Genomic DNA, 23,842 nt, shown 5'->3' on the forward strand with positions numbered 1-23,842 from the left:
GCGCCCCCGCCCCGCCGACGGCTGACCGCCGCCGTCGGGGCCCCACCCCTGCTCGCCGGGTCCCGTGCGCCATCGCGAGCGGCTTCGCCGCCAGCGCGATGGCGCCCCGGCGGACTCGCTTCGCTCGTCTGGCGTTTTCTGCGCGCAACGCCTGGCCCGGCCCGCTAGAACGGTCGGCCATGCCGAAGCTCTACTACGTGCCCCGCACCCGCGCCGCGCGCCCCCGCATCGTCCTCGAGGAGCTCGGGATCCCCTACGAGCTCGTCCGCCTCGATCCCGGGAGCGGTGAGACCCGCACGCCGGAGCACCTCGCGCGCCATCCCCTCGGGCACGTGCCCGTGCTGGAGGACGGCGAGGTCCGCCTGTTCGAGTCCGGTGCCATCTGCTTCTGGCTCGCGGAGCGCTACGGGGAGGGCAGGCTCCTCGCGCCCCCCGGATCCCCCGCCCGCGCGCTCGCCTACCAGTGGCTGTGCTTCGCGCTCTCCGAGCTGGAGCCACCGCTCGCGCCCCTCGCCGCCGAGCTGAAGAAGCCCGAGCCGGAGCGGGACCGCGCGCGCGTCGAGGAGGGCAGGGCGAGGTTCCACGCCGCGGCGCGCGCGGTGGACGCCGCGCTCCCCGGCCGGGAGTTCCTCCTCGGGTCGGAGCTCTCGGTCGCGGACGTCGTCGTCGCCGCGGTGCTCTCCTACGGGAAGTTCCTCGCCGGCCTCGAGGGCCTGCCGGCCGCCGAGGCGTACGTGCTCCGGCTGCGCAGTCGCCCCGCGTGGAAGCGCGCGATGGCGGACTGAGGGAACGGTCGAGCCGGGCGGTCAGCGCCGCGGCGGTATCCGCTCCGCGCAGCGCAGGCACAGCTGCGCCTCTCCGCGCCGCTCCACGTACGGCTCCAGGACCAGATCCCCGCAGGCCTGACACGGCACCGTCCGGAACGACGGGGCGCCCTCCTCGAGCTCCATGGGGAAGATCGGGCTCGTCGAGAAGAGGTGGTCGTCCTCGCAGTCGAGGACGAACGCGAGGATCGGCTCCAGCACCTCGCGGGGCACGGGCGCCCAGGGCTCCCCGGCGGACCGGACGGCGCGGAACCACGCGCTCGACTCGAGCGCCTCGCCCACCGCGGCGCGCAGCGCCACGCGCACGGCCCGGCGGCGGCGCTGGTCGAGGAGCGTCAGGCCCAGCTTGCCGTGGGGCAGGCGCACGATCCGGTCCTTCCCGAACGTGCAGCCCGTCGCGACCTGTACGCCGTCGGCGAAGCCCTGCCCGTAGTGATCGCTCGTCACCTCCACCATGGCGAACAGCTCGCGCTCCACCGCGCGAGGCACTGCGAGGGCCCGGAGCGCGGCGTGGCCGGCGCGCACGCCCAGGGTGAGCGGCGGGCAGGGATGCCCGTGCAGCAGCTCTCCGCACTCGAGCTCGCATTTGACGTCCGTCATCGGTCGAGAGGCCTCCGCCCATGGGAGCCGCGGGGCCGGCGACCGGTGCAATTGACGGATCCCCCTTCGCACGGGACGATGGCGCATGCACGTGGCCAGCGCCCGTAGCTCGCAGCCCTCTCCCGTCGAGAAGACCGGCAGCGCACGCGCCGGACGCGCCGCGCTGGTCGCCGCGCTGCTCGCGCTCGCCCTCTCCGCGGTCGGGCCGAAGGATCGGCTCACCTGGCTCATGGAGGTCGCGCCGGTGCTCGTGGCGGTCCCGGTGCTGGTCGCCACGAGGCGCGTCTTCCCGCTCACGCCGCTGCTGTACGTGCTCCTGGCGGTGCACGCGGCGATCCTCTGCCTCGGCGGGCACTACACCTACGCCGAGGTGCCGCTCGGCTTCTGGGTGAGGGACGCGCTGGGGCTCGCGCGCAACCACTACGACCGGCTCGGCCACCTCGCCCAGGGCTTCGTCCCGGCGCTGGTGGCGCGCGAGGTCTTGCTGCGCACCTCCCCGCTGCGGCAGGGCCGCTGGCTCTTCGTCCTCGTCACCGCCGTGGCGCTCGCGATCTCCGCGCTCTACGAGTTCGTCGAGTGGGGCGCCGCCCTCGCGCTCGGCCAGTCCGCCGACGCGTTCCTCGGGACGCAGGGCGATCCCTGGGACACGCAGTGGGACATGTTCCTCGCGTTCCTCGGGGCGATGGCCGCGCAGCTCGCCCTCGGCCGCGCGCAGGACCGGCAGCTCGAACGCCTCGGGCGTCGCTAGCCGCGCGCCGGCTTCCCCGCCGCGGCGAGCACCTTCGCGATCGCCTCCGCGGAGAGCGGCTCGCACCGCCCGGCGAGCCGGGCCACGAGGGCCACACGCGCCACGCGCTCGAGCGTCTCCATCCGGTCGAACGCCTCGCCGAGCGAGCGGCCCAGCGCGAGGGCCCCGTGGCGCTCCAGCAGCACGACGTCGTGGCCCGCCCAGAGCGGCGCGAGCGAGCCGGGCACCTCGTCGGTGCCGGGCGTCGCGAACGGCGCGACGGCGATCTCACCCAGCGTGACCGCCGCCTCCGGCACGAGGTCGTTCGGGGGCGGGAGCCCCGCGACGGTGAGCGCCACCGCGGTGATCGGGTGGGCGTGCACGACCGCCGCGACGTCCGCCCTCGCAGCGTAGGCGGCGAGGTGCATGCGCAGCTCGGTGGAGGCGCGGCCTTCTCCGGAGACCACCGCGCCGCGCCCGTCCACCACGACGAGGTCGGCCGGGGCGAGGTAGCCCTTGTTCGCGCCGGAGGGGGTGACGAGGAAGCGGTCCTCCCCGAGGCGGGCGGAGACGTTGCCCTCGCCGGCGCCGATGAGGTCGCGGGCGTGCAGGCGGCGGCAGGTCTCCACGATCGCATCGCGGAGCGCGCGCTCACCGGAGACGGCGGGGACGCGGGCGGCCCGCGGCGAGCCGCGCGCCTTCGTGCGGCGGGAGGAGAGGGCGGCGCGGCGGCGGGGGCTCACAGGATCTTCGCCGCGAGGAGGTCCTGCACGTCGAGCAGGCCGACCGGACGGCCCTCGTCGTCCACCACCGGGACCTGGTCGATGCGCGCCTGCCGCAGCACGCGCGCGGCGTCCACCACGAGCGCGTCGGGGCGCACGGTGCGCGGGTTGCGTCCCATGGCCGCGGACACCGGGCGGGTGAAGTCGGTCTCGCCGTGCTCGACCAGGCGGCGCAGGTCGCCGTCGGTGAAGATGCCGACCAGCTTCCCGGCCGCGTCGACGACGCTCGTCGCGCCGGGGCGGCCGGGCGTCTCGGTCATCCGCGCGACCGCGGCGGAGAGGGGCTGGTCCTCGCGCACCACCGGGTTCGACTCGGCGCCGCGCATGAGCTCGCGGACCTTCATGAGCCCGCGCCCGAGCTTCCCGCCCGGGTGGAAGAGCGCGTACTCCTCCTTCTCGAACGGCCGGTTCGCGAGGACCGTCATCGCGAGCGCGTCGCCCACCGCGAGGAGCACCGCGGTGGAGGCCGTCGGCGCGAGCCCCATGGGGCAGGCCTCCGCGACGTCGCCGATGACGAGGGCCAGGTCGGCGGCGCGGGCGAGCGGGTTCACGCGGTCGCGCGTGACCGCCACGACGCGCGCGCCGATCTTCTTGAGCGCCGGCAGGAGGCGGAGGAGCTCCTCCGTCTCGCCGGAGTTCGAGAGGGCGATGACGACGTCGTCCCGGGTGATCCGGCCGAGGTCGCCGTGCGCTGCCTCGGCGGGGTGCACGTAGTGGGAGGGCGTTCCGGTGGAGGCGAGGGTGGCCGAGATCTTCTGCGCGACGAACCCGGGCTTCCCCATCCCGGTGACGATGACGCGGCCGCGGCAATCGAGCACCCACCGGACGGCCTCGGCGAAGCGCTCGTCGAGCCGCACCGCCGCGATGGCGCGCGACTCGGCGTCGAGCACCGTGCGTCCGTACTCGAGGAGGGGGCGATCGCCGCGCGCGCTGCGTGGCTTCGCGCGCGCGCGGGGGAGGCGAACCACACGGGCCTTCGGTCGGCTGGCCATGTCAGTGGCCGCGGATATAGCACTTCCGCGCCCCTTGCGGCACCGCGCGCCGGTGCGCTATGGGACGCGCTCCTCGGGAGGGATCCAACCATGCAGTTCTTCATCGACTCCGCCGACGTCGGCGAGATCAAGAAGGCGCTCGCCCTCGGCCTGTGCGACGGCGTGACGACCAACCCCTCGCTCGTCGCCAAGACCGGCCGGTCCTTCGACGACGTCCTGAAGGAGATCGTGGCGCTCGCCCCGGGCCCCATCTCCGCCGAGGTCACCGCCACCGACGCGGAGGGGATGCTCCGAGAGGCCCGCGCGTACGCGAAGTACGGCGACCAGGTCGTCATCAAGATCCCCCTCATCGTCGAGGGGCTCCGCGCGGTGAAGGTCCTCTCGCAGGAGGGCGTGAAGACGAACGTCACCCTCTGCTTCTCCGCGGTGCAGGCGCTCCTCGCCGCGAAGGCGGGCGCCACCTACGTCTCGCCGTTCGTGGGCCGGCTCGACGACATCTCGCAGGACGGCATGCAGCTCATCGCCGACATCCTGGAGATCTACCGGAACTACGACTTCGACACGAAGGTGCTCGTCGCCTCGGTGCGCCATCCGGTGCACGTGCTCGAGGCGGCGCGCCTCGGCGCGCACGTGGCCACCATCCCGTTCGGCGTCATCGAGCAGCTCGCGAAGCACCCGCTCACCGACGCCGGCCTCAAGAAGTTCCTGGCCGACTGGGAGAAGGTGCCGAAGCGGTAGCCGGCCTGCCGACCGCCTTCCTCGCCGCCTCCCGGGCGAGCGAAGCGCCGCTGCCCAGCCCTGCCTTCCGCCGCCCGGCCCGCTCCCGGGCGGCTGTCGTGCGCTCCCCCGATGCGCATGGTTCCCCAGCCGCGCGAGGCCGCGGCGGGAGGAATCATGCCTTCGCTCGTCCGTCCGTGGATCGCGCTGCTCGCCGCCTTCGCGCCGGTGCTCGCGCTCGCCCAGCAGGATCCGGCAGCCGCGACCAGCGCCGGGTTCGGCTGGGTCTGGATCGTGGCCGGGGCGGCGATCGTGATCGCCCTGTTCTGGCTCGTGTTCGCCGGGCGCCGCGGCCCGGGCTCGACGCCGCCCGCGCGCCGCCCCTGACCGCCGGCTCGTGGCCGTTCAGGCCAGCGTCACCCGGAACAGCCGCCGCTCCACGTCGTGCAGCATGGCGGCGAGGTCCTCCCGCCGCAGGCGCGCCCCCTCGGCGTACTCCTTGAGCCCGAGGCACTTCTCGGTCACGAGCCGCACGAGCAGGTGGAGCGCCGCCGCCTCCGCGGGCGTCTGCAGGCGGTGCGCGTCGGCGGCGAGGTGACGCTCGACACCCTCGAAGTCGCGCACGAGATCGAGCCGGGCGACCTCGAGGGCGAAGCGCAGGACGTCGTCGCGCGGCCGCTCCGCCGCGCCGGCCGCCCACCGCGCCCGCAGCTCGTCCGAGACCCACTCGACGAAGGGCGGCGGCCACGCCTCCAGCTCCCGGGCGAGCTCTCCGGCGAAGCGCTCCAGCACGTAGGCCTTCACCGGCTGCCGCTCGCGGTCGTACAGGTGGTCCCAGCGGCGATCGCGCACGGATCGAGTGTACCGCGGGCGGGCTCCGGCGCGGAGGGCCCGCGGCGCGTCGCGAGGATCGAACGGCGCCGGCGTCACGCCGCGTCGGAGCCGGACACGGCGCGCGCGCCGTTCTCCGCCGCCCGGCCCCCGCGCATGGCGGTGAGCGGGCCGCGCACGAGCGGCGCCTGGTCCTCGCCCGTCCGGATCTCGCGGAGGATCGCCTGGTACACGCGCTTGCTCGTGAGGAAGGAGCGGTGCTCCCCGCGGACCTCCACGTTCACGAGGTGCGGGAGGCCGTGCGTGTCGAGCACGGCGCTCGGGTAGGGCGCCCAGCCGTCCCGGCGCGACCAGATCGACGCGAGCCGCACCTGCGCGGGCCAGGGACCGTCTCGCAGGCGCTCGAGGAAGGCGCTCCCCGGCATCATCTGCCACACCGAGCGTGAGACCCCGCCGAGCGGCAGGCCGAGGTAGGCGAGCGGCGTGCCGTGGTGCGGGGTCCCGAGCGTCACGACCGCGCGCGTGCGCCGCCAGCCGCCCAGCCGCTTCACGTAGTAGGCGGCGACGAGCCCGCCCTTGGAGTGGCCGACGATGGTGAGCGGGCCCATGCCCGGGTTGCGCGCGTAGATGCGCTCGATCTTCGCGCGGACGAGATCGGCCACGTCGTCGATCCCGCGCGTGTTGAAGGTGCCGCCGAAGCCGCCGAGGTGGAGCGAGAAGACCCCGTAGCCGTCGCGCCGGAGCCGCGCCTCCAGGATGTCGAAGGTGCGCCGCGAGGCGAAGAACCCGTGGAGGAGGAGCACCGGTCGCGGGCAGCGCGAGAAGTCGGTCCGCTTCTCGATCCGGTCCTGGGTTCCCGGCAGCTCCAGGGCCGCCGCGATCTCGTCCACCCGCCGCGCCGCTCGCCGGATGACCCGCAGGACCTTCATGCGGAGCACCTCCCGCCAGCAATGTAACGCGCCTTTCGGGCGGCGGCAGGGGGGCGCACCGGGCAAGCGTGTCTCCGGACCGCATGACGCGGCGGTGGCCTCGGAGCGCGACCCGGGAGGCGCGCCGGCCAGGCGCCTTGAGGGATCCGAGACGGCGCGATAAGACTCGGGATTCCCCGCGGAGGTCACCGGATGCTCGTCGTCATGAAGCCCCACGCCAGCGAGGGGGAGATCGCCGCGGTCGTCGAGCGGATCGCCTCCCTCGGGCTCACCGCCCACCCCATCCCGGGCGCGCAGCGCGTCGCCATCGGGATCACCGGCAACAAGGGCGGCCTCGAGGCGGAGCTCTTCGAGACGATGCCGGGCGTGCAGGAGGCGCTCCGCGTCTCGCAGCCCTTCAAGCTCGTGTCGCGCGAGGTGAAGGCGGACGACACGGTCCTCGACGTCGGCGGCGTCCCGCTCGGCGGGAACGCGCTCGCCATCATGGCGGGGCCGTGCTCGGTCGAGTCCCGCGAGCAGCTGCTCGAGGCGGCGCACGCGGTCCGCGCCGCAGGCGCGCGCTTCCTCCGCGGCGGCGCCTACAAGCCGCGCACGAGCCCCTACGAGTTCCAGGGGCTCGCCGAGGAGGGCCTGAAGCTGCTCGCCCTCGCGCGCGAGGAGACCGGCCTCAAGGTGGTGACCGAGGTGATGGACGTCGAGACGCTGCCGATGGTGTCCGAGTACGCCGACGTCCTCCAGATCGGCGCCCGGAACATGCAGAACTTCTCGCTCCTGAAGCAGCTCGGCGAGCTCCGCAAGCCGGTGCTCCTGAAGCGCGGCCCCTCCGCCACCGTCAAGGAGTGGCTCATGGCCGCCGAGTACGTGGTCTCGCGCGGCAACTACCAGGTGGCGCTGTGCGAGCGCGGGATCCGCACGTTCGAGACCATGACGCGCAACACGCTCGACCTGAACGCCGTGCCGGTGCTGAAGGCGCTCACCCACCTTCCCGTGGTGGTGGACCCGTCGCACGGCATCGGCCTGCGGGCCCACGTCGCCGCCATGGCGCGGGCCGGGGTCGCCGCCGGCGCGGACGGCCTCATCGTCGAGGTCCACCCGCACCCGGAGAAGGCCCTCTCCGACGGGCAGCAGTCGCTCACGCCGCGCGAGTTCGAGGAGCTCATGCGGCAGGTGCGCGTCATCGCCGGCGCGGTCGGCCGCGCCATCGCCTGACCTGAAGGGAGCCGCGCATGTTCGTCGCGATGAAGCCGCACGCGAGCCCGGCCGAGTTCCAGGCGGTGCTCGAGAAGATCCGCTCGCTCGGCCTCACCCCGCAGCCGATCACCGGGACGGAGCGCAAGGTGGTCGCCGTGATCGGCCACACCACCGGCCTCGATCCGGACGACCTGTTCGGCTCCATGCCGGGCGTGGCGGAGGCGCTGCGGGTGTCGCAGCCCTTCAAGCTCGTCTCGCGCGAGGTGAAGGAGGAGGACACGATCATCGACGTGGGCGGCGTCACGCTCGGCGGCAAGGCCATCGCGGTCATGGCCGGCCCCTGCTCGGTCGAGTCGAAGGACCAGATCCTCGAGGCGGCCCACGCCGTGAAGGCGGCGGGCGCGACCTTCCTGCGCGGCGGCGCCTTCAAGCCGCGCACCAGCCCCTACGAGTTCCAGGGGCTGCGCGAGGAGGGGCTGAAGCTGCTCGCGCTGGCGCGCGAGGCCACGGGCCTCAAGGTCGTCACCGAGGTGAAGGACACCGAGACCCTGCCGATGGTGGCGGAGTACGCCGACGTGCTGCAGGTCGGCGCCCGCAACATGCAGAACTACTCGCTGCTCGAGCGGCTCGGCGCGGTCGAGAAGCCCATCCTCCTGAAGCGCGGCCTCTCCGCCACCCTGAAGGAGTGGCTCATGGCGGCGGAGTACATCGTCTCCAAGGGGAACTTCCAGGTCGCGCTGTGCGAGCGCGGCATCCGGACCTTCGAGACCATGACCCGCAACACCCTCGACATCAACGCCGTGCCGGTCCTGAAGGCGCTCACGCACCTGCCGGTGGTGGTGGATCCGTCGCACGGCATCGGGCTCCGCCCGCACGTCCCCGCCATCGCGCGGGCAGGGATCGCCGCCGGCGCGGACGGCCTCATCATCGAGGTCCACCCGTGCCCGGAGAAGGCGCTCTCCGACGGCCACCAGTCGCTCACGCCCGCCGAGTTCGAGGAGCTCATGCGCCAGGTCCGGGTGATCGCCGGCGCGATCGGCCGGCCGGTCGGCGCCTGACGGCCACTCCGAGCCGCCACTTGCCAACCCACGATCGTGTCTTACGGTCGTGGCATGAGGCACGCGCTCCAAGAGCCGGCGGGCGAGGATCCCCGCGACCTGAGGCTACCGAACGGCTGCATCCTGTGCGGCGGGGATCTCGACGTGCGGGTGTCCGACGGCGAGGCCCGGAGCTTCTGCGCCCGCTGCCGCTGGATCAGCCGTCCGCACATGCAGCGGCACGCGGACGGGATCCACGTCGTCCACCCGGCCGGGGGGCTCGCGTAGAGGCAGCCCCGGCGAGGCGTCAGCGCCGAAGCGCCCGCTTGAGCGAGCGCACGAAGCGGGTGACGCGCGCGCCGCGCGCCGCGCGGGAGCCGCCCTCGGCGACGCGCTGCACGATGGCGCTCCCGACCACCACCCCGTCCGCGAGCGGTCCCAGCTCGCGCGCCTGCGCGGGCGAGGAAACGCCGAAGCCGATCACCACCGGCACCGGGCTCTTCGCGCGGATGGCGGCGACCGCCGGCGCGATCTCCGCCGCGACCGCCCGCCGGGCGCCGGTCACTCCGGTCACGGAGACGAAGTAGAGGAACCCGGTGGCGGCGCGGGCCGCGGCCTCGACGCGGGCCGCGTCGGAGGTGGGCGCGAGCAGGAACACGGTGCGGATCCCGCGCGCGGCGAGGACGGGGGCCACGTCGCCGGCCTCCTCGGGGAGGAGATCGGGGACGATCACCGCGTCCACCCCGGCGCGAGCGCAGCCCTGGGCGAACCGGTCGACGCCGCGGGCGAGGATCGGGTTCAGGTAGCCCATGAGCGCGATGGGCACGTCCGAGCGCGCGCGCACCGCCGCGGCCACCTCGAGCACGCCGTCCGGCGTCGTGCCCGACGCGAGCGCGCGCTCCGCGGCGTGCTGGATGGTGGGGCCGTCCGCCATGGGATCGGAGAAGGGGACGCCGAGCTCGAGCAGGTCGGCGCCGCCCTCGACGCAGGCGAGCGCCATCGCCCGCGAGGTGGCGAGGTCGGGATCGCCGCCCATCACGTACGTCACGAGCGCCGCCTCGCCCCGGGCCCGGCAGCGCGCGAACGCCGCCGCGATCCGATCGGTCGGGGGCGCCGCCGCGGCCGGTGCGCTGGCCTTCGCCGTCTTCATCGTCCGCTCCTCTTGCGGCGCGGCGCCGCCGCTGGCGCCGGGCGCCTGGCGCGGCGGCGGGGCGCGGCCTTCCGGCCGGGCGCCGCTCGCGCCGCGAGCGCGCGGCGGACCTGGTCCACGTCCTTGTCACCCCGCCCCGACACGTTCACCACGAGGAGCCCCTCCGGCCCGAGCGCGCGGGCGACCTGCCGGGCCGCGGCGACCGCGTGCGCGGTCTCGAGGGCGGGGATGATCCCCTCCATGCGCGCGAGGTACTGCAGCGCCTCGAGCGCGTCGTCGTCGCTCGCCTGCATGAGCGTCAGCCGGCCGCTGTCGTTCAGGTGCGCCAGCTCCGGGCCGACCCCCGGATAGTCGAGGCCGGCGGAGATGGAGTGCGCCTCGCGGATCTGGCCGTGCTCGTCCTGCAGGACGTAGCTGCGCGAGCCGTGGAGCACGCCGGGCCGGCCCTTCGCGAGCGAGGCGCCGTGCCGGCCGGTCGCGAGCCCGTGGCCGGCGGCCTCGACCGCCACGAGCGTCACCCCGGGATCCTCCAGGAACGCCGAGAAGATCCCCATCGCGTTGGAGCCGCCGCCGACGCAGGCCACCACGGCGTCGGGGAGCCGCCCCGCGACCTCCAGGCACTGCCGCCGCGCCTCCGCGCCGATCACCGACTGGAAGTCGCGCACGAGGGCGGGGTACGGGTGCGGGCCGGCGACCGAGCCGATGATGTAGTGGGTGTCGCGCACGTTCGTCACCCAGTCGCGCAGCGCCTCGTTCATCGCGTCCTTGAGCGTGCGCGAGCCGGACTCCACCGGGACGACGCGCGCGCCGAGGAGCTGCATGCGGAAGACGTTCAGCGCCTGGCGCTCGACGTCGAGCGCGCCCATGAACACGTCGCAGGGCAGCCCGAACAGCGCCGCGGCGGTGGCGGTGGCGACGCCGTGCTGCCCCGCGCCGGTCTCGGCGATGATGCGGGTCTTCCCCATCCTCCGCGCGAGCAGCACCTGGCCGAGGGTGTTGTTCACCTTGTGCGCGCCGGTGTGGCAGAGGTCCTCGCGCTTCAGCAGGATCCGGCAGCCCCCCGCGTCCGCGCTCATGCGACGCGCCTCTCCGAGCGGGGTCTCGCGCCCGGCGAAGCGGGTGAGGAGCTCCGCCAGCTCGGCCTCGAAGGCGGGGTCCTCGCGCGCCGCGCGCCACGCGGCCTCGAGCTCCTCGAGGGCAGGGACGAGCGTCTCGGGGACGTAGCGCCCGCCGTACGCGCCGAACCGGCCGCGTGGGTCGGGGAGGGGGACCGTCATCGCGCTGCCTCCTTCGCCGCCTGGACGAACCGGCGGACCTTCTCCTCGTCCTTCACGCCGGGCATGAGCTCCACGCCGCTCGCGACGTCCACCCCGTACGGCCGCACCCTGCTCACCGCCTCGGCCACGTTCTCCGGGGTCAGCCCGCCGGCGAGGAACACGCGCGCGGCGCGCGCCGCCTCGGCGGCGAGCTCCCAGTCGAGGGTGCGTCCGCTGCCGCCGAAGCCGGGCCCCGCCGCGTCGAGCAGGAACGCGCTGACCTCGTAGGCGGCGAGCGCCGCGAGCGCGCTCGGCCCGTCCACGCGGATCGCCTTCACCACCGGCACCGGGAGCGAGGCGCACAGCGCGGGCGGCTCGTCCCCGTGCAGCTGCGCGGTGCCCACGCCCGAGGCGGCGACGGCGGCGAGGAGCTCCTCCCGCGAGGCGTTCACGAACACGCCGAACGCCTCCACCTCGGGCGGCAGCTTGCGCACGATCGCGGCCGCGTCGGCGGGCGCGATGAAGCGCTTCGAGCGGGGCCAGAAGTTGAACCCGAGCGCGTCGGCGCCGTGGCGGGCCGCCGCCAGGGCGTCCTCGAGGCGGGTGATGCCGCAGATCTTGACCTTCACAGGAGGCATGGCGACGAGGTGGTCGAGCGGGTCGGGGTCGGGGTCGGGGTCGGCTACGCCGTCATCTCGCGGATCAGCGCTCCCGGGTCCGCGGCCCGCACGAGGGCCTCTCCCACGAGCAGGTTCGCGGCGCCGGCGCGGCGCAGGCGGCGCGCGTCCTCGGGGCTGCGCACCCCGCTCTCGGCGACCCCGCGCACGCCGTCCGGGAGCCGGGGCAGGATCCGCTCGGAGGTGGCGAGGTCCACGGCGAAGGTGTGGAGATCGCGGTTGTTCACGCCGACGATCCGGGCGCCCGCGGCGAGCGCGCGGTCCGCCTCGGCCGCATCGTGCACCTCCACGAGCGCGGCGAGGCCGAGCGCCGAGCAGTCGTCGAGCAGCGCGCGCAGCGCGTCGTCCCCGAGGGCCGCCACGATGAGCAGGGCCGCGTCGGCGCCGGCCGCGCGCGCCTCGAGGAGCTGGTAGCGGTCGACGACGAAGTCCTTGCGGAGCAGGGGCACGCCGACCGCGGCCCGCACGGCGGCGAGATCCGCGAGCGAGCCGCCGAAGCCCGGGCCGTCGGTGAGGACCGAGATCGCCGCCGCGCCCGCGGCGGCGTAGCGGCGCGCCTGCGCGGGCGCGTCGAGCCCGGCGGCGATCGCGCCCGCGGACGGGCTCGCGCGCTTCACCTCGGCGATGATGCGCGCCGGCCCGCCGGGCAGCGAGAGCGCCGCCTCGAAGCCCCGGGGCGGCGGCGCCGCGCGGGCGCGCGCCTCCAGCTCGCCGTCGGGCTCGGCCGCCCGGCGCGCCGCGACCTCCTCCCGCTTGCGCGCCAGGATCCCCTCGAGGAAGGTCACGCCCCACCCCGCGTGACCGCGACGAGGCGGGCGAGCTTGTCGGACGCGGCGCCGCGATCGACGGCCTCCGCGCCGAGCCGCACCCCCTCGCGCAGGTCGGCGGCCGCGCCGGCCGCGACGAGCGCCGCCGCCGCGTTCGCGAGCGCGGCGTCGCGCGGCCCGCCCTGCTGGCCGGCGAGGACGTCCGCCAGGATGCGCGCGTTCCGGTCGGCGTCGCCGCCGGCGATCTCGGCCTCCTCGTGCCGGCGGAGGCCGAGGTCCTCCGGCACCATGGCGTAGCGCTCGCACTCGCCCGCGCGCACCTCGCACACGTGCGTCATGCCGGTGACCGCGATCTCGTCGAGCCCCTCGCCGTGGACGACGAACGCGTGCGCGGCGCCGAGCGCGGCGAGCACGCCGCCGAGGATCGGCACCCAGCGCGGCTCGTAGACGCCCAGGACCTGGTAGCGCGCGCCGGCCGGGTTGGCGAGCGGCCCGAGCAGGTTGAAGACGGTCCGGACCCCGAGCTCGCGCCGGATGCCGGCCACCGCCTTGAACGCAGGGTGCAGGCGCGGCGCGAACAGGAAGCCGATGCCGACCTCCTCGATGGCGCGCTCCACCACGTCCTTCGCCGCGTCCACGTCCACGCCCAGCGCGGCGAGCACGTCCGCCGAGCCCGAGCGCGAGGAGACCGCGCGGTTGCCGTGCTTCGCCACGGTCACGCCGGCGCCCGCCACGATGAACGCGGCGGTGGTGGAGATGTTGAAGGTGTGCCGCCCGTCGCCGCCGGTCCCGCAGGTGTCCACGAACACGTCCCGGTCCACGCGGATGGGGTCGACGCGGGCCCGCATCACCTCCGCCGCGCCGGCGATCTCCTCCACGGTCTCGCCCTTCAGCCGCAGCGCCGCGAGGAACGCGCCCACCTGCGCCGGCGTCGCGCCGCCGTCCGCGATCTCGTCCATCACCGCGGACATCTCCGCGCGCGCGAGGTCGTGGCGGTCGAGGAGCCGCGTCAGGGCCTGCTGGATCATCGCGCCCTCCCGCCGTCGAGGCGGCGGAGCCAGTTGCCGAGGAGCCGCTTGCCCTCGGCGGTCAGGATCGACTCGGGGTGGAACTGGACGCCCTCCACGTCCAGCGCCCGGTGCCGCAGCCCCATGATCTCTTCCTCCTCGGTCCAGGCGGTGATCTCGAGGGCCGCGGGCAACGTCTCCCGCTCGACGACGAGCGAGTGGTAGCGCCCCGCCTCGAACGGCGACGGCAGCCCCGCGAACACGCCCGCCCCGGCGTGCAGGACCGGGCTCGCCTTCCCGTGCACGATGCGCGCGTTGCGGATCACCTTGCCCCCGAAGGCCTGGCCGATGGCCTGGTGCCCCAGGCACACGCCGAGGATGGGCAGCTCGCCCGCGAGCGCGGCGATGGCCTCGAGCGTCACGCCCGCGTCGTCCGGCGTGCACGGCCCGGGGGAGAGCACGAGGCCGTCCGGGCGGCGCGCCTGGATCCCCGCGACGTCGATGGCGTCGTTGCGGAACACCTCGACGTCGGCGCCGAGCTCGCCGAGGTACTGGACCAGGTTGAAGGTGAACGAGTCGTAGTTGTCCAGCAGGAGCACCCGCGCAGCACCGCCGCACGATGCCTGCCTGCGGCGGGCGTCCTCGCTCCTTGCGCCTGCGTCCCTCGACTCCGGCGCGCTGCGCGCGCCTACGCTCGGGACGAGCGGGGTATCGAAGGCGCCTCGGCGCGCGTCGCTGCGGTTGCCCGCCTCGGGCCCGTTCATCCCGAGCGTAGGTCCCGCGCTTGCGCGGGACCGAAGTCGAGGGACGGCCTCGTGCGCCTCGCGAGAAGCGAACGTGCCTCGCTGTCCGTTCCGGCCGCTCATCGCTCGCCCCTGCGCGGCCGGCGCCGGCTCGCCTTCGGCGTGCGCGCCGCCACGGTGCGCGCCGCCGGGGCCGGGGGCCGCGCGACGGCGTCGAGCACGCGAGACTCGGCCTGGGCCACCGCCGTGAACACCGCGCGCGCCTTGTTGAGGGTCTCCTGGTACTCCGCCTCGGGGTCGGAGTCGTACACGAGGCCGCCGCCCGCCTGGACCGACACGCGCCTGCCGCGCGCCATGAGCGTGCGGATGGCGATGCACATCTCCATGTCGCCGCCGCGGTCGAAGTAGCCGACCGCGCCGGCGTAGGGTCCCCGCCGCGCCGGCTCCAGCTCGTCGATGATCTCCATCGCCCGCACCTTGGGCGAGCCGGAGACCGTGCCGGCGGGGAAGCCCGCCCGCAGCACGTCCACCGCGCCGAGGCCGGCGGCGAGCCTGCCCTTCACCTCCGAGACGAGGTGCATGACGTGCGAGTACCGCTCCACGGTCTTGAGCGCGGTGACGCGCACGCTGCCCACCGCGGAGACGCGGCCGACGTCGTTGCGGCCGAGGTCCACGAGCATGACGTGCTCGGCGTTCTCCTTCGGGTCGGCGCGCAGCTCCGCCTCGAGCCGCGCGTCCTCCGCCGCGTCCCCGCCGCGCTTGCGCGTGCCCGCGATGGGCCGGAGCGTCACCTCGCCGTCCTCGAGCTTGATGAGCGTCTCGGGCGAGGAGCCGACGAGGGCGCGCTCCCCGTCCTTCAGGAAGAACAGGTACGGCGAGGGGTTCACGCGCCGCAGCGCGCGGTAGATCTCGAACGGCGGGACCGAGACCTCGGCGTCGAAGCGCTGCGAGAGCACGATCTGCTGGCAGTCCCCGGCCCGGACGTAGTCCTTCGCGCGCTCGACCGCGGCGAGGTAGTCGGGCTTCGCCACGCGGGGGACGAGCTCGGACGGCTTCGCGGCGCGCCGCGCCCGGCGGTCCTCGAGCGGGGCGGCGAGGAGCGCGAGCCGCGCCCGGATGCGCTTCACGGCGCGCGCGTAGAGCGCCCGGGGATCGTCGCCCTCGTCGCAGCGGACCTCGCAGATGACGTGCAGCGAGTGGCGCCGGTTGTCGAACGCCACCACCTCGTCGAAGTCCATGAGCAGCAGGTCGGGGAACCCGAGCTCGTCCGGGTTCGCGATCGGCACGCGCGGCTCGAACAGCTTCACCGCGTCGTAGCCGACGTGCCCGACCAGCCCGCCCGCGAAGCGGGGCGTGCCCGGGACGCGCACGGCCGTGTGCGTGGCGAGCGCGGCGCGCACCGCGGCGAGGGGGTCGCCGCGATCGCCGAGCTTGTGGCGCAGCACGCTCTTGGGGCCGGCGCCGAGGAAGCTGAACCGCGCGCTGCGCTCGCCGCCCTCGACCGACTCGAGCAGGAACGCCTGCCGCTCGCCGCGGGAGAGCTTCAGGAACGCGGAGACCGGCGTCTCGGTGTCGGCGTCGACCTCGACGCGCACCGGCACGGCACGGCCGGGTCTGCACAGGGAGAGGAAGGCGTCGAGGTCGGGCTGGGGCCGGAGGTCACCGGCGCCAAAGAAACACCGTCATGCCGACACCCGCCGCGCCGGCCCAGCGATCTCGACCGCGTCGCTCTCGACGATCTTGTTCTTGCGGTCGACGAGGACCACGGTCGGCTTGAACCCGCGCGCCTCGGCCTCGTCCAGCTCGGCGAACGTCGCGAGGATGACGAGATCGCCCGGCTTGTTCAGGTGGGCGGCCGCGCCGTTGATGCAGATGACGCCGGAGCCGCGCTCGCCCTTGATGGCGTAGGTCTGCAGCCGCGTGCCGCGCGTGATGTTCCACACGTGGACGGCCTCGTACTCGAGGATCCCGGAGGCGTCGAGGAGGTCCTCGTCGATCGAGACGGAGCCCTCGTAGTCCAGGTCAGCGTGCGTGACCGTGGCGCGGTGAATCTTCGACTTGAAGAAGGTCCGGCGCATGGCGAGTGGCGATCCTTATCCGAACGCGGGCGCCCCGCGCAAGGGTCCTGCGCGGGAGGCGGGCGCCTCACAGCCTGGGCCGCGGCGGCCATGGGGTCGGCAGGGCAGGCGGGCGCTCCCCGATCGCCCGATCAGGCTGCGACGAACGAGCCCACTCCGCCCGGCGGGGCCTCCTGGTCGAAGAACTTCGGCTCGGTGACGAACGCGCGGATCTCTCCGCGAAGCACGAGGTGCACGAGGAGCTGGTCGGCGGGGAAGGCGACCGGCGTCTGCGCCGCGAGGAGCTTCTTCGCTCCCGCGAGGGTGAAGGCGTATGCGTGAGTGCAGTGGTGCAGCCCGGCGCAGCGAAGATTCGGCGAGAAGGGTCTCGGGTGAAAGCGCAGGATCTCTCGCGGCCTCCACTTCATGAGCCGCAGCGCCGAGAGCACGACGTAGCTCGCCTGCTTCACGCGGTCGCGCCTGGTGACCGTCTCGAAGTTGGTGTAGCCGAGGTACAGGACGTCCCACGCCTCGGGCAGCTGCGAGAGCGCCGCCGTGAGCTGAGGAAGGTCGTCGTCGCGCGCGACGACGTCGTCCTCCAGGACGAGCACGCGGCTCCAGCCGTTCTCGATCGCCTGCTCGTAGAGCTTCCGATGGGAGAGAGAGCACCCGACCTGGCCGGCGCCCAGGGCCCTGCCGTGACGATCCACCCTCCGGGCGCGCTCTGGCGCGTAGACGCCCTCGCGCGCGAGCCGATCGAGGTCGAGCTGCTGGCGATCGAAGCCGTGGAAGAACCGATAGTCGAGCCCCGTGAGGCGGGACGTGACGCGGGCCTGCCTCTCGAGGGCGCGAGGCAGGGTCACGACGAAGATGCGGTCGAACGTTCGGTTGAGGAGGTCGAACGAGGGATGCACGGCTCCAATTGTCGCATGCCCTGGCGGGGTTACGCTACCGAGGCGAGACCCGGGGCGGCCCTCCCACCGGCTACTCCACCCCCGGCGCTGGCGCCACTCGCCGGACCGGTGACCGCGGGGTCGGATCCGCGAGGACGCCGGCGAGCACCCGGCACATGCGGCGCGCCCAGGCCGAGTGGGAGAAGGATGCGGCGGCGGCGCGATGACCGGAGAGCGCGAGGCGGCGCGCGAGCGCGCGGTCGTCGAGCAGCCTCCGCAGCGCAGCGCCGAACGCGTCCGGCGTCGCCGGCGCGATGAGGCCGGTGGCGTTCGGGATCACGAGGTTGCCGAGCCCGCCCACGTCGGTCGAGACCACCGCCGCGCCGGCGCACATCGCCTCGATGGCCGAGAGGCTCGTCCCCTCCGACCAGAGGCTCGGGACGGCCGAGATGTGCGCGCGCCGGTGCTCCTCGACCATCTCGTCGTGCGGTCGCTCGAGGACCTTCACGTTCGCTTGGCGCGCGGCGAGCTCGCGCAGCCAGGGCTCGCCTGGTCCCCGGCCGACGCAGCGGAACTGGACCTCGGGGTAGCGCGGGGCGATCTCGCGGAGCACGTCCGCCCACAGGAACGTGCCGCGCTTCATGACGAACCGGCGCGCGAACAGCACGGTGGTCGGCGCATGGAGGTCGCGCCACTTCGCCACCACCTCCGCGCGCGGGAGGAGGGTTCCGAAGTTGGGCACGTACTCGATGCGCCCACCCCACTCCAGCTGCGGGAACATGAAGCGCGTCACGTTCCCCACGTTCGTGTCCACCGCGACGGTGCGGGTCGTGCGGGTGACCATCCGAAAGTGCCGCCGCCTCCGACGGTGCCACACCCAGAGCTTCCGGACGTCGCGCACCCATCCCATGAGGCGCGAGCGCGGCCGCCGCTCGAACGCGCCGTCGTCCAGGATCCCGTGGTGGAGGAAGACGCTGGGGTGGTCGGCCACGTCGGGCAGGTAGTCCTCGACGAACAGCAGGGTGACCGTGGGCCGCGCGCCGGCCTCCTCCCGCACGGCGCGCAGGAGCGGACCGACGTCCCGCGGGCGAGCCCAGCTGCGCGCCGAGAGCCCGGGGCGGACCTCGCGCGGCGCGAACGGCGTGCGGGAGCGCTGCAGGAACACCACGTCGCCGCCCAGCCCCCGCGCCACCTCCGCGAGCGTCGCCGCGTACGTCTCGGTTCCGCCCGTCTGGATCTCTCCCGTGACGGGCGAGACGAGCACGTACCCCACCACGGCGATGCGGACCCCCGCCAGGGCGGGAAACTCCGCGCGCAGCGAGTCGGTCCAGCGCGGCGCGTCCGGCGGCGAGGGCGCGTCGCGCAGAGGCGAGGAGGGGGTCACGTGGTCCGCGGCCTCGCGCGAGATGGCCGCCGGCCGCAGGGGCTCAGCGAGCCGCGAGCTGCCGGTCGATCACGGCCTTGATCTGGGCGAACGGCACGGCGCCCACGATCTTCTCGCCGTTCACGAACATGGTGGGCGTCCCCTGCGCGCCGACCCGCGAGGCGAGCTGCTGGTCCTCCTGGATGCGCGCGCGCGCCTTGCCGCTCTGGACCGACGCCTGGAACTTCTTCGCGTCGAGCCCGATCTCGCGCGCGATGCGGCCGTACGCGTCGGGCGAGAGCTCGCGCTGCGAGGCGAAGAGCTTGTCGTGCATCTGCCAGAACCTGCCCTGCTCGCGGGCGGCCTCGGCGGCCTCGGCGGCCGGGAGCGCCTGCTGGTGGAAGGGCAGCGGCTGGTGCTTCCACACCACCCGCACCTTGTCGCCGTAGGTGCGCTGCACCTCGTCGAGCGTGGGGCCGACGCGCGCGCAGAACGGGCACTGGAAGTCGGAGAAGAGGACGATGGTGACCGGGGCCTTGGGGTTGCCGCGGACGGGATCGTCCGTGCGGACGTCGATCTTCTGGATGGGGCCGGGCGCGGGGGCCTGCGCCGCGGCGGGGACCGGCGCGGCGGGGGCGGCGGCCACGTTGGCGTCGCACGCGCGATCGTAGAAGCCCGCGTCGGGCCTGGCGCCGCCGAGCAGCGCGTCCGCCTTCTTCAGCTCCTCGTCCGCGACCGCCTTCATGCGGTCGAACGGCTGCGCGCCGACGAGCTGGCGGCAGTTGAAGAACAGGGTGGGGGTGCCGCTCGCGCCCACGGAGGCGCCGAGGCGCATGTCCTCCTGGATGCGGGGCTCGTGCTTCTTCGACTGGAGCGCCTGCTCGAGCTTGCGCGCGTCGAGGCCGATCTCCTTCGCGTACCGCGCCAGGCTGGCGTCGTCGAGCGCGCGCTGGTTCTCGAAGAGCTTGTCGTGCAGCTGCCAGAACTTGCCCTGCTCGCGCGCCGCCTCGGCGGCGAGGGCGGCCGGCATCGCCTGCTGGTGGAAGCCCAGCGGCTGGTGCTTCCAGACGACGCGGAGCTGGCCGGGGTACGCCTCCTCGAGCTGCTTCAGCGTGGGCTCCACGCGCGCGCAGAACGGGCACTGGAAGTCGGAGAAGAGGACCACCGTCAGCTTCGCGCTGGCCGGGCCGCGGGCCGGATCGTCGGCGCGGAGGGGCACCTTGCGGTAGACCGCGGCGGGCGCGGCTGCGGGCGCCTTGGGCGCGCCGTCCTGCGGGGCGGCCTGGCCCGTGGGCGTCGGGAGGTAGACCGGCCGGGACGAGGCGCTCTCCATGATCTTCGCGTAGACCCCGGAGGCGGGCGTGCCGCCCTGCACGAGGGCCTCGGCCTTCTTCAGCTCCTCGGCGACCAGCGCGCGGAACGTCTCGAACGGCTGGGCGCCGGCCAGCTTGCGGCCGTTGATGAAGAAGGACGGGGTCGCGGGGGCGCCCACCGACTGGACCACCCGCTGGTCGCGCTGGATCCGGTCCTTGTGCTTGCCCGAGGCGATCGCCTCCTTCACCTTGGCGGCGTCGATCCCGATCTCCTGCGCGGCGCGCTCGATGCTCGCGTCGTCGAGCGCGGGCGCGAGCTCGAAGAGCTTGTCGTGCATCGCCCAGAACTTGGCGTCGCCGCCCTGCGCGCGCGCCTCCTCGGCCGCGATCGCGGCGGGGAGCGCCCGCGCGTGGAACGGCAGCGGGTTGTGCCGGAACGAGAAGCGGAGCTTGCCCGGGAAGGCCTCCTCGAGCTGCTTCAGCGTCGGCCCGACGCGCTTGCAGAAGGGGCACTCGAAGTCGGACGACTCGACGATGGTGACGAGCGCGTCCGCGGGGCCGCGCAGCGGCGTGTCGTCGACGGGCACGCGGTAGACCGCGCTCGGGTCCTCCACCGGACGGGCGGGACGCTGCTGCGCCTGCCCGGAGGGCCGCGCGCCGCGGCCGCCGCCGTCGATGGCGCCCCGCGAGAAGAAGCCCACCGAGAACCCGATGACGAGGGCGATGATCCAGCTGACGTGCCTCATGTCGAAGCGTCTCCTACGCGTGCGAGTGCGTGCCGCGCATCTATCACGAAATCCCGAGCACCGACAAACGGATGTGCCTCCGCGCGGGGCAGCGCGCGTCCCCCGGAACCGGCCGCGCGGCGGACCATTCCCGCGGCCGCGGGAGCGCTCCTCAGAACACCAGCGACGCGATGGCGAGCAGCTTCATCTCGCCGTCCGTCTCGCTCGTCTCCGCGCCGAGCCCGCGGCGGCGGTAGCGGTCCCAGCGGGCGGCGACGTTGAACACCGCGGACCCGTCGAGCACCTGGTAGCCGAGGCTCGCCTCGCCGGCCAGGAACGTGTCGGCCTTGTTCCACATCTTCATGAGGTCGCCCTGGAGCGACAGCAGCACGGACGGCGGCAGGAGCAGCGTCCAGCGCAGCCGGCCCGCGCTCGCCGCGACGGGCACGTCCGACTCGGTCGCCCACGCCGCCGAGTGCTCGATGTGCGCGTCGCCGTGGTAGCGGACGAACGAGGCCTCCACCGGAGAGACGTAGTAGTAGAGGCGCATCGTGTCGCCGAGGAGCGGCAGGGAGCCCTCGAAGCACGGGAGCGTGGCGAGCTGCGCGAGCACGTTCACGCCGAGCGCGGGGTAGCGCCCGACCTCGAGGCGCCCGAGCACGAAGCGGAACTCGCGCCGGCCGATCATGAAGGCGCCCTCGATCTCGCCGTCCGACGGCAGGTAGACCTCGCTCTCGCCGCCGGTGAACATCCGCAGCCGGAGCCGCGCCGACTTGCCGAAGCCCTCGGACCACAGGCCGTCCGCCTGCGCGCCGAAGTACAGCAGCACGCCGGGGTTCTCGCGGTCGGGGTCGAGCTGCATCCCGCCGAAGCGGCCGGCCACGCCGCTCGCCATCGCGTAGCGCCAGTGGCCGATCGTCTCGTCGGGGTGCAGCGGCGCCGCCGGCGAGCCGGCGGGCGCGACGGGTGACTCGCCGATCGCGCCGCCCTGGAACGCGCCCGAGGCCGGCGCCGCGTGAGGCGGCGCCGGGCGCTGGGCCGGGGGCAGCCTCGGATCGAGCTGCGAGAGCGGCCGGGTGCCGGAGGGCGGCGGGGGGAGGGGGACGTCCCCCTCGTAGGCGGGCGGCGGCGGCGGCGGGGGGAGCGCCTCGTCCTGGGCGAGGACCGGCGCTCCGAACGCGAGGGCGATCGCGACGGCGAGGCGTCTCATGCTGGCTCTCCCACGATGGCTAGAAGCGGAAGGTCGCGCCGGCGCGCGCGAGGAGCGGGACCCCGGCCTCGGACGACAGCGGCGCGCCCCCGTCGACCTCCGCGAAGAGGCCGAGGACGCTCGTGAAGCGGAGCTCCGCCGCGACACCGAGGAGGAGCCAGCGCCACTCCATCGAGCGGTCGCGGGCGTTGGAGCCGTCGAAGGCGAGCCGGACCTGGATCGGGAGGGTCTGCAGCGACCAGCGGATGCCGGGGCGCAGCGCCCAGTGCGTGTCGGGATCGAGCCCCAGCACGACGCCGATCTCGGGCCGCAGGCCGGTGGACTCGAACTCGTACCCGAGCGTCGCCTCGATCTCCGCCACGCCGGCGCCGAGCTCGTCCTCGCCCTCGTCGAGCCCGAGCTCGCCGCCGCCGCCGTACGAGAAGGTGGCGGCGAGGCCGGTGGTCGGGACGTGGGGCTCCTGGGCGGAGGCGGGCGCGGCCGCTGCTGCGAGGGCGGCGAGGAGGGCGGCGAGAGCGAGGCGGGGCATCGCGGGCGAGCCTACCGCTCGCCTGCACCCCGGGCAAGGATGCGCGGGAGCTGCGGCGCCCACACCGGCGACGCGCCGGCCGCCGGTTGCTCCTCCCCGGAAGGACGGCTAAAGGGAGTGCCCGTGGCGCTCCCCGACATGCCCGCACCTGCGCGGACCCTCGACACCTCCGGCCGGCTCTGCCCGTTCCCGATCGTCGAGACCGCGAAGGTGGTGCGGACGCTCGAGGAGGGCGCGGTGCTGCTCGTCATCTCCACGGACGCGGGCATCGCGACCGACATGCCGATGTGGTGCAGGGCCACGCGGAACGAGCACCTCGGCACCTTCCGGGACGGCGCCGCCTGGAAGAGCTGGGTTCGGAAGCGGGCGCGCTGAAGGAGCATCATGCCGAAGCAGGGGAAGGCCATCGCGATGATCTCCGGCGGGCTCGACTCGACGCTCGCCCTCGCGCTCGTGCGCCGGCAGGGCGTCGAGGTGAAGGCGGTGACCTTCTACACCGGCTTCTGCATCACCGAGACGCAGCGCCGGAAGGGCGGCCGCGCCGACGGCGCGGTCCCCCGCAACGAGGCCCTGCGCGCCGCCGCCGATCTGGAGGTCGACATCGAGTACGTCGACATCTCCGGGTCCGAGTACCTCGACATGCTCGTGCACCCCAAGTACGGGTACGGCGCGAACGCCAACCCGTGCGTCGACTGCCGCGTCTTCATGATGCGCAAGGCGAAGGAGATCATGGAGGCGGAGGGGGCGGACTTCATCTTCACCGGCGAGGTCCTCGGCCAGCGCCCGAAGAGCCAGCGCCGCGACACCCTGCGCATCATCGAGCGCGACAGCGGGCTCGACGGCCGGCTCCTGCGCCCGCTCTCGGCCAAGCTCCTCCAGCCGACGATCGCCGAGCAGGAGGGGATCGTCGACCGCGAGCGGCTGGAGGCGATCAGCGGCCGCTCGCGCCAGCGGCAGATGGAGCTCGCGCGCGAGCTCGGCGTGGTGGACTGGCCGCAGCCGGCCGGCGGCTGCTGCTACCTCACCGACGAGAGCTTCGCGAAGAAGTTCTTCGATGTGCTCGACGCACGCGAGGCGGCCGGCGAGGAGCGCCGGATCCTCCCCGAGGACGTCGTGCTGCTCTCGACCGGCCGGCACTTCCGGCTCTCCCCGCGCGCGAAGCTGGTCGTGGGGCGCACCGAGGTGGAGAACGCCCTGCTCGAGCACCACGTCGAGGGGCGCGCGCGGCTGGAGGCGCAGGACGTGCTCGGACCCGTGGCGATCGTGGAGGGCGAGCCCACCTGGGAGGAGCGCGTGCTCGCGTCGCGCATCGTCGCGCGCTACGGCAAGGGCAAGGACGCGCCCCGGGTCACCGTCGAGTGGCGCGAGGGCGACCTCGTCGAGCGCTACGAGGTGGAGCCGGAGCAGGACGAGGCCCGCGTCGAGGCGCTCAGGATCTGATCGCCGCGGCGGCGTGCCTGCCGCCCCGTCCACCGTGCGGGCGGGCAACGTGAGGTCGTTCGGACCGCGGCGATGCGCCGCG

General features: G+C 74.4%; 27 protein-coding genes. 9 read left to right on the top strand and 18 right to left on the bottom strand.

All coding sequences use genetic code 11. From position 1 onward, the window contains the following. The first annotated feature begins 179 nt into the window (after positions 1-179). The gene (locus ANAE109_RS01825) at positions 180-785 is read left to right on the top strand and encodes a glutathione S-transferase family protein (protein WP_011984680.1); all 606 of its coding nucleotides are present in this window, start codon (positions 180-182) and stop codon (positions 783-785) included. A 21-nt stretch (positions 786-806) separates the two neighbouring features. Here ANAE109_RS01825 and ANAE109_RS01830 read toward each other — a convergent pair whose 3' ends face one another. Further along, a complete protein-coding gene (locus tag ANAE109_RS01830; RefSeq protein WP_011984681.1) occupies positions 807-1,424 on the bottom strand; it encodes an FmdE family protein in 618 nt (205 codons plus the stop codon). A gap of 85 nt (positions 1,425-1,509) precedes the next feature. On the opposite strand from ANAE109_RS01830, the gene ANAE109_RS01835 reads away from it, so the two are divergent. Then, positions 1,510-2,172: a DUF2238 domain-containing protein gene (locus tag ANAE109_RS01835; protein ID WP_011984682.1), complete on the top strand. Its 663-nt coding sequence runs from the start codon at positions 1,510-1,512 to the stop codon at positions 2,170-2,172. Here the strand turns inward: ANAE109_RS01835 and ANAE109_RS01840 are convergent. Both ANAE109_RS01840 and ANAE109_RS01845 read right to left on the bottom strand, forming a co-directional pair. Further along, a complete protein-coding gene (locus ANAE109_RS01840) occupies positions 2,169-2,894 on the bottom strand; it encodes a class II aldolase/adducin family protein (protein WP_011984683.1) in 726 nt (241 codons plus the stop codon). The two genes, ANAE109_RS01835 and ANAE109_RS01840, sit on opposite strands and share 4 nt — an antisense overlap. Further along, positions 2,891-3,925 (bottom strand): SIS domain-containing protein, encoded by a 1,035-nt coding sequence (locus tag ANAE109_RS01845; RefSeq protein WP_011984684.1) that lies wholly within the window; start codon positions 3,923-3,925, stop codon positions 2,891-2,893. Before ANAE109_RS01845 ends, ANAE109_RS01840 begins: the two co-directional genes overlap by 4 nt. A gap of 90 nt (positions 3,926-4,015) precedes the next feature. On the opposite strand from ANAE109_RS01845, the gene fsa reads away from it, so the two are divergent. Next, positions 4,016-4,663: a fructose-6-phosphate aldolase gene (gene fsa / locus ANAE109_RS01850; RefSeq protein WP_011984685.1), complete on the top strand. Its 648-nt coding sequence runs from the start codon at positions 4,016-4,018 to the stop codon at positions 4,661-4,663. A gap of 156 nt (positions 4,664-4,819) precedes the next feature. Further along, on the top strand, positions 4,820-5,029 hold the full coding sequence (locus ANAE109_RS01855) for a hypothetical protein (protein WP_143827882.1): 210 nt from the start codon (positions 4,820-4,822) through the stop codon (positions 5,027-5,029). Between the two features lie 18 nt (positions 5,030-5,047). On the opposite strand, the gene ANAE109_RS01860 is transcribed toward ANAE109_RS01855, so the two are convergent. Together ANAE109_RS01860 and ANAE109_RS01865 are read right to left on the bottom strand one after the other, a co-directional pair. Next, positions 5,048-5,494: a hypothetical protein gene (locus ANAE109_RS01860; RefSeq protein WP_011984686.1), complete on the bottom strand. Its 447-nt coding sequence runs from the start codon at positions 5,492-5,494 to the stop codon at positions 5,048-5,050. Between the two features lie 74 nt (positions 5,495-5,568). Then, a complete protein-coding gene (locus ANAE109_RS01865) occupies positions 5,569-6,402 on the bottom strand; it encodes a triacylglycerol lipase (RefSeq protein WP_041448055.1) in 834 nt (277 codons plus the stop codon). Positions 6,403-6,594: 192 nt separating this feature from the next. On the opposite strand from ANAE109_RS01865, the gene aroF (ANAE109_RS01870) reads away from it, so the two are divergent. The 3 genes from aroF (ANAE109_RS01870) to ANAE109_RS01880 are packed head-to-tail and all read left to right on the top strand — an operon-like array spanning position 6,595 to position 8,918. Further along, complete coding sequence (gene aroF / locus ANAE109_RS01870; protein WP_011984688.1) at positions 6,595-7,611, top strand: 3-deoxy-7-phosphoheptulonate synthase; 1,017 nt, start codon at positions 6,595-6,597, stop codon at positions 7,609-7,611. 17 nt (positions 7,612-7,628) lie between these two features. After that, a complete protein-coding gene (aroF, locus tag ANAE109_RS01875) occupies positions 7,629-8,651 on the top strand; it encodes a 3-deoxy-7-phosphoheptulonate synthase (RefSeq protein ID WP_011984689.1) in 1,023 nt (340 codons plus the stop codon). A 54-nt stretch (positions 8,652-8,705) separates the two neighbouring features. Then, entirely contained in the window at positions 8,706-8,918 is a 213-nt protein-coding gene (locus ANAE109_RS01880; RefSeq protein ID WP_011984690.1) for a hypothetical protein, read from the top strand. Between the two features lie 19 nt (positions 8,919-8,937). Here the strand turns inward: ANAE109_RS01880 and trpA are convergent, their stop codons facing one another. The 13 genes from trpA to ANAE109_RS01945 all read right to left on the bottom strand — a co-directional run bounded on the left by trpA (position 8,938) and on the right by ANAE109_RS01945 (position 22,320). Further along, positions 8,938-9,780: a tryptophan synthase subunit alpha gene (trpA, locus tag ANAE109_RS01885; RefSeq protein ID WP_011984691.1), complete on the bottom strand. Its 843-nt coding sequence runs from the start codon at positions 9,778-9,780 to the stop codon at positions 8,938-8,940. Beyond that, positions 9,777-11,057, bottom strand: a complete 1,281-nt coding sequence (gene trpB / locus ANAE109_RS01890; protein WP_011984692.1) for a tryptophan synthase subunit beta — start codon at positions 11,055-11,057, stop codon at positions 9,777-9,779. The genes trpA and trpB overlap by 4 nt, the downstream gene beginning before the upstream one ends. Next, a complete protein-coding gene (locus tag ANAE109_RS01895; protein ID WP_011984693.1) occupies positions 11,054-11,674 on the bottom strand; it encodes a phosphoribosylanthranilate isomerase in 621 nt (206 codons plus the stop codon). Before ANAE109_RS01895 ends, trpB begins: the two co-directional genes overlap by 4 nt. A gap of 44 nt (positions 11,675-11,718) precedes the next feature. Beyond that, positions 11,719-12,498, bottom strand: coding sequence for an indole-3-glycerol phosphate synthase TrpC (gene trpC, locus ANAE109_RS01900; RefSeq protein WP_011984694.1), 780 nt, complete (start codon positions 12,496-12,498; stop codon positions 11,719-11,721). After that, positions 12,495-13,508, bottom strand: a complete 1,014-nt coding sequence (gene trpD, locus ANAE109_RS01905; protein ID WP_011984695.1) for an anthranilate phosphoribosyltransferase — start codon at positions 13,506-13,508, stop codon at positions 12,495-12,497. Before trpD ends, trpC begins: the two co-directional genes overlap by 4 nt. Continuing rightward, positions 13,505-14,086 (bottom strand): aminodeoxychorismate/anthranilate synthase component II, encoded by a 582-nt coding sequence (locus ANAE109_RS01910; RefSeq protein WP_011984696.1) that lies wholly within the window; start codon positions 14,084-14,086, stop codon positions 13,505-13,507. Before ANAE109_RS01910 ends, trpD begins: the two co-directional genes overlap by 4 nt. Positions 14,087-14,349: 263 nt before the next feature. Next, complete coding sequence (gene trpE / locus ANAE109_RS01915) at positions 14,350-15,831, bottom strand: anthranilate synthase component I (protein WP_011984697.1); 1,482 nt, start codon at positions 15,829-15,831, stop codon at positions 14,350-14,352. A gap of 81 nt (positions 15,832-15,912) precedes the next feature. Next, positions 15,913-16,308, bottom strand: a complete 396-nt coding sequence (panD, locus tag ANAE109_RS01920; RefSeq protein ID WP_011984698.1) for an aspartate 1-decarboxylase — start codon at positions 16,306-16,308, stop codon at positions 15,913-15,915. Between the two features lie 131 nt (positions 16,309-16,439). Beyond that, complete coding sequence (locus tag ANAE109_RS01925) at positions 16,440-17,201, bottom strand: glycosyltransferase family 25 protein (RefSeq protein WP_011984699.1); 762 nt, start codon at positions 17,199-17,201, stop codon at positions 16,440-16,442. Between the two features lie 70 nt (positions 17,202-17,271). Continuing rightward, the gene (locus ANAE109_RS01930; RefSeq protein ID WP_011984700.1) at positions 17,272-18,564 is read right to left on the bottom strand and encodes a glycosyltransferase family 4 protein; all 1,293 of its coding nucleotides are present in this window, start codon (positions 18,562-18,564) and stop codon (positions 17,272-17,274) included. Positions 18,565-18,607: 43 nt separating this feature from the next. Continuing rightward, the gene (locus ANAE109_RS01935) at positions 18,608-20,602 is read right to left on the bottom strand and encodes a thioredoxin (RefSeq protein WP_011984701.1); all 1,995 of its coding nucleotides are present in this window, start codon (positions 20,600-20,602) and stop codon (positions 18,608-18,610) included. Between the two features lie 151 nt (positions 20,603-20,753). After that, complete coding sequence (locus ANAE109_RS01940) at positions 20,754-21,791, bottom strand: hypothetical protein (RefSeq protein ID WP_011984702.1); 1,038 nt, start codon at positions 21,789-21,791, stop codon at positions 20,754-20,756. Positions 21,792-21,810: 19 nt separating this feature from the next. Beyond that, on the bottom strand, positions 21,811-22,320 hold the full coding sequence (locus tag ANAE109_RS01945; RefSeq protein ID WP_011984703.1) for a hypothetical protein: 510 nt from the start codon (positions 22,318-22,320) through the stop codon (positions 21,811-21,813). Positions 22,321-22,443: 123 nt separating this feature from the next. Between ANAE109_RS01945 and ANAE109_RS01950 the strand changes: the two genes are divergently transcribed. Next, on the top strand, positions 22,444-22,695 hold the full coding sequence (locus ANAE109_RS01950; protein ID WP_041448740.1) for a sulfurtransferase TusA family protein: 252 nt from the start codon (positions 22,444-22,446) through the stop codon (positions 22,693-22,695). Between the two features lie 9 nt (positions 22,696-22,704). Next, complete coding sequence (locus ANAE109_RS01955) at positions 22,705-23,760, top strand: asparagine synthase-related protein (protein WP_011984705.1); 1,056 nt, start codon at positions 22,705-22,707, stop codon at positions 23,758-23,760. Positions 23,761-23,842 lie beyond the last annotated feature (82 nt).

Origin of the sequence: Anaeromyxobacter sp. Fw109-5 (assembly GCF_000017505.1) — a bacterium.
Lineage (GTDB): Bacteria > Myxococcota > Myxococcia > Myxococcales > Anaeromyxobacteraceae > Anaeromyxobacter.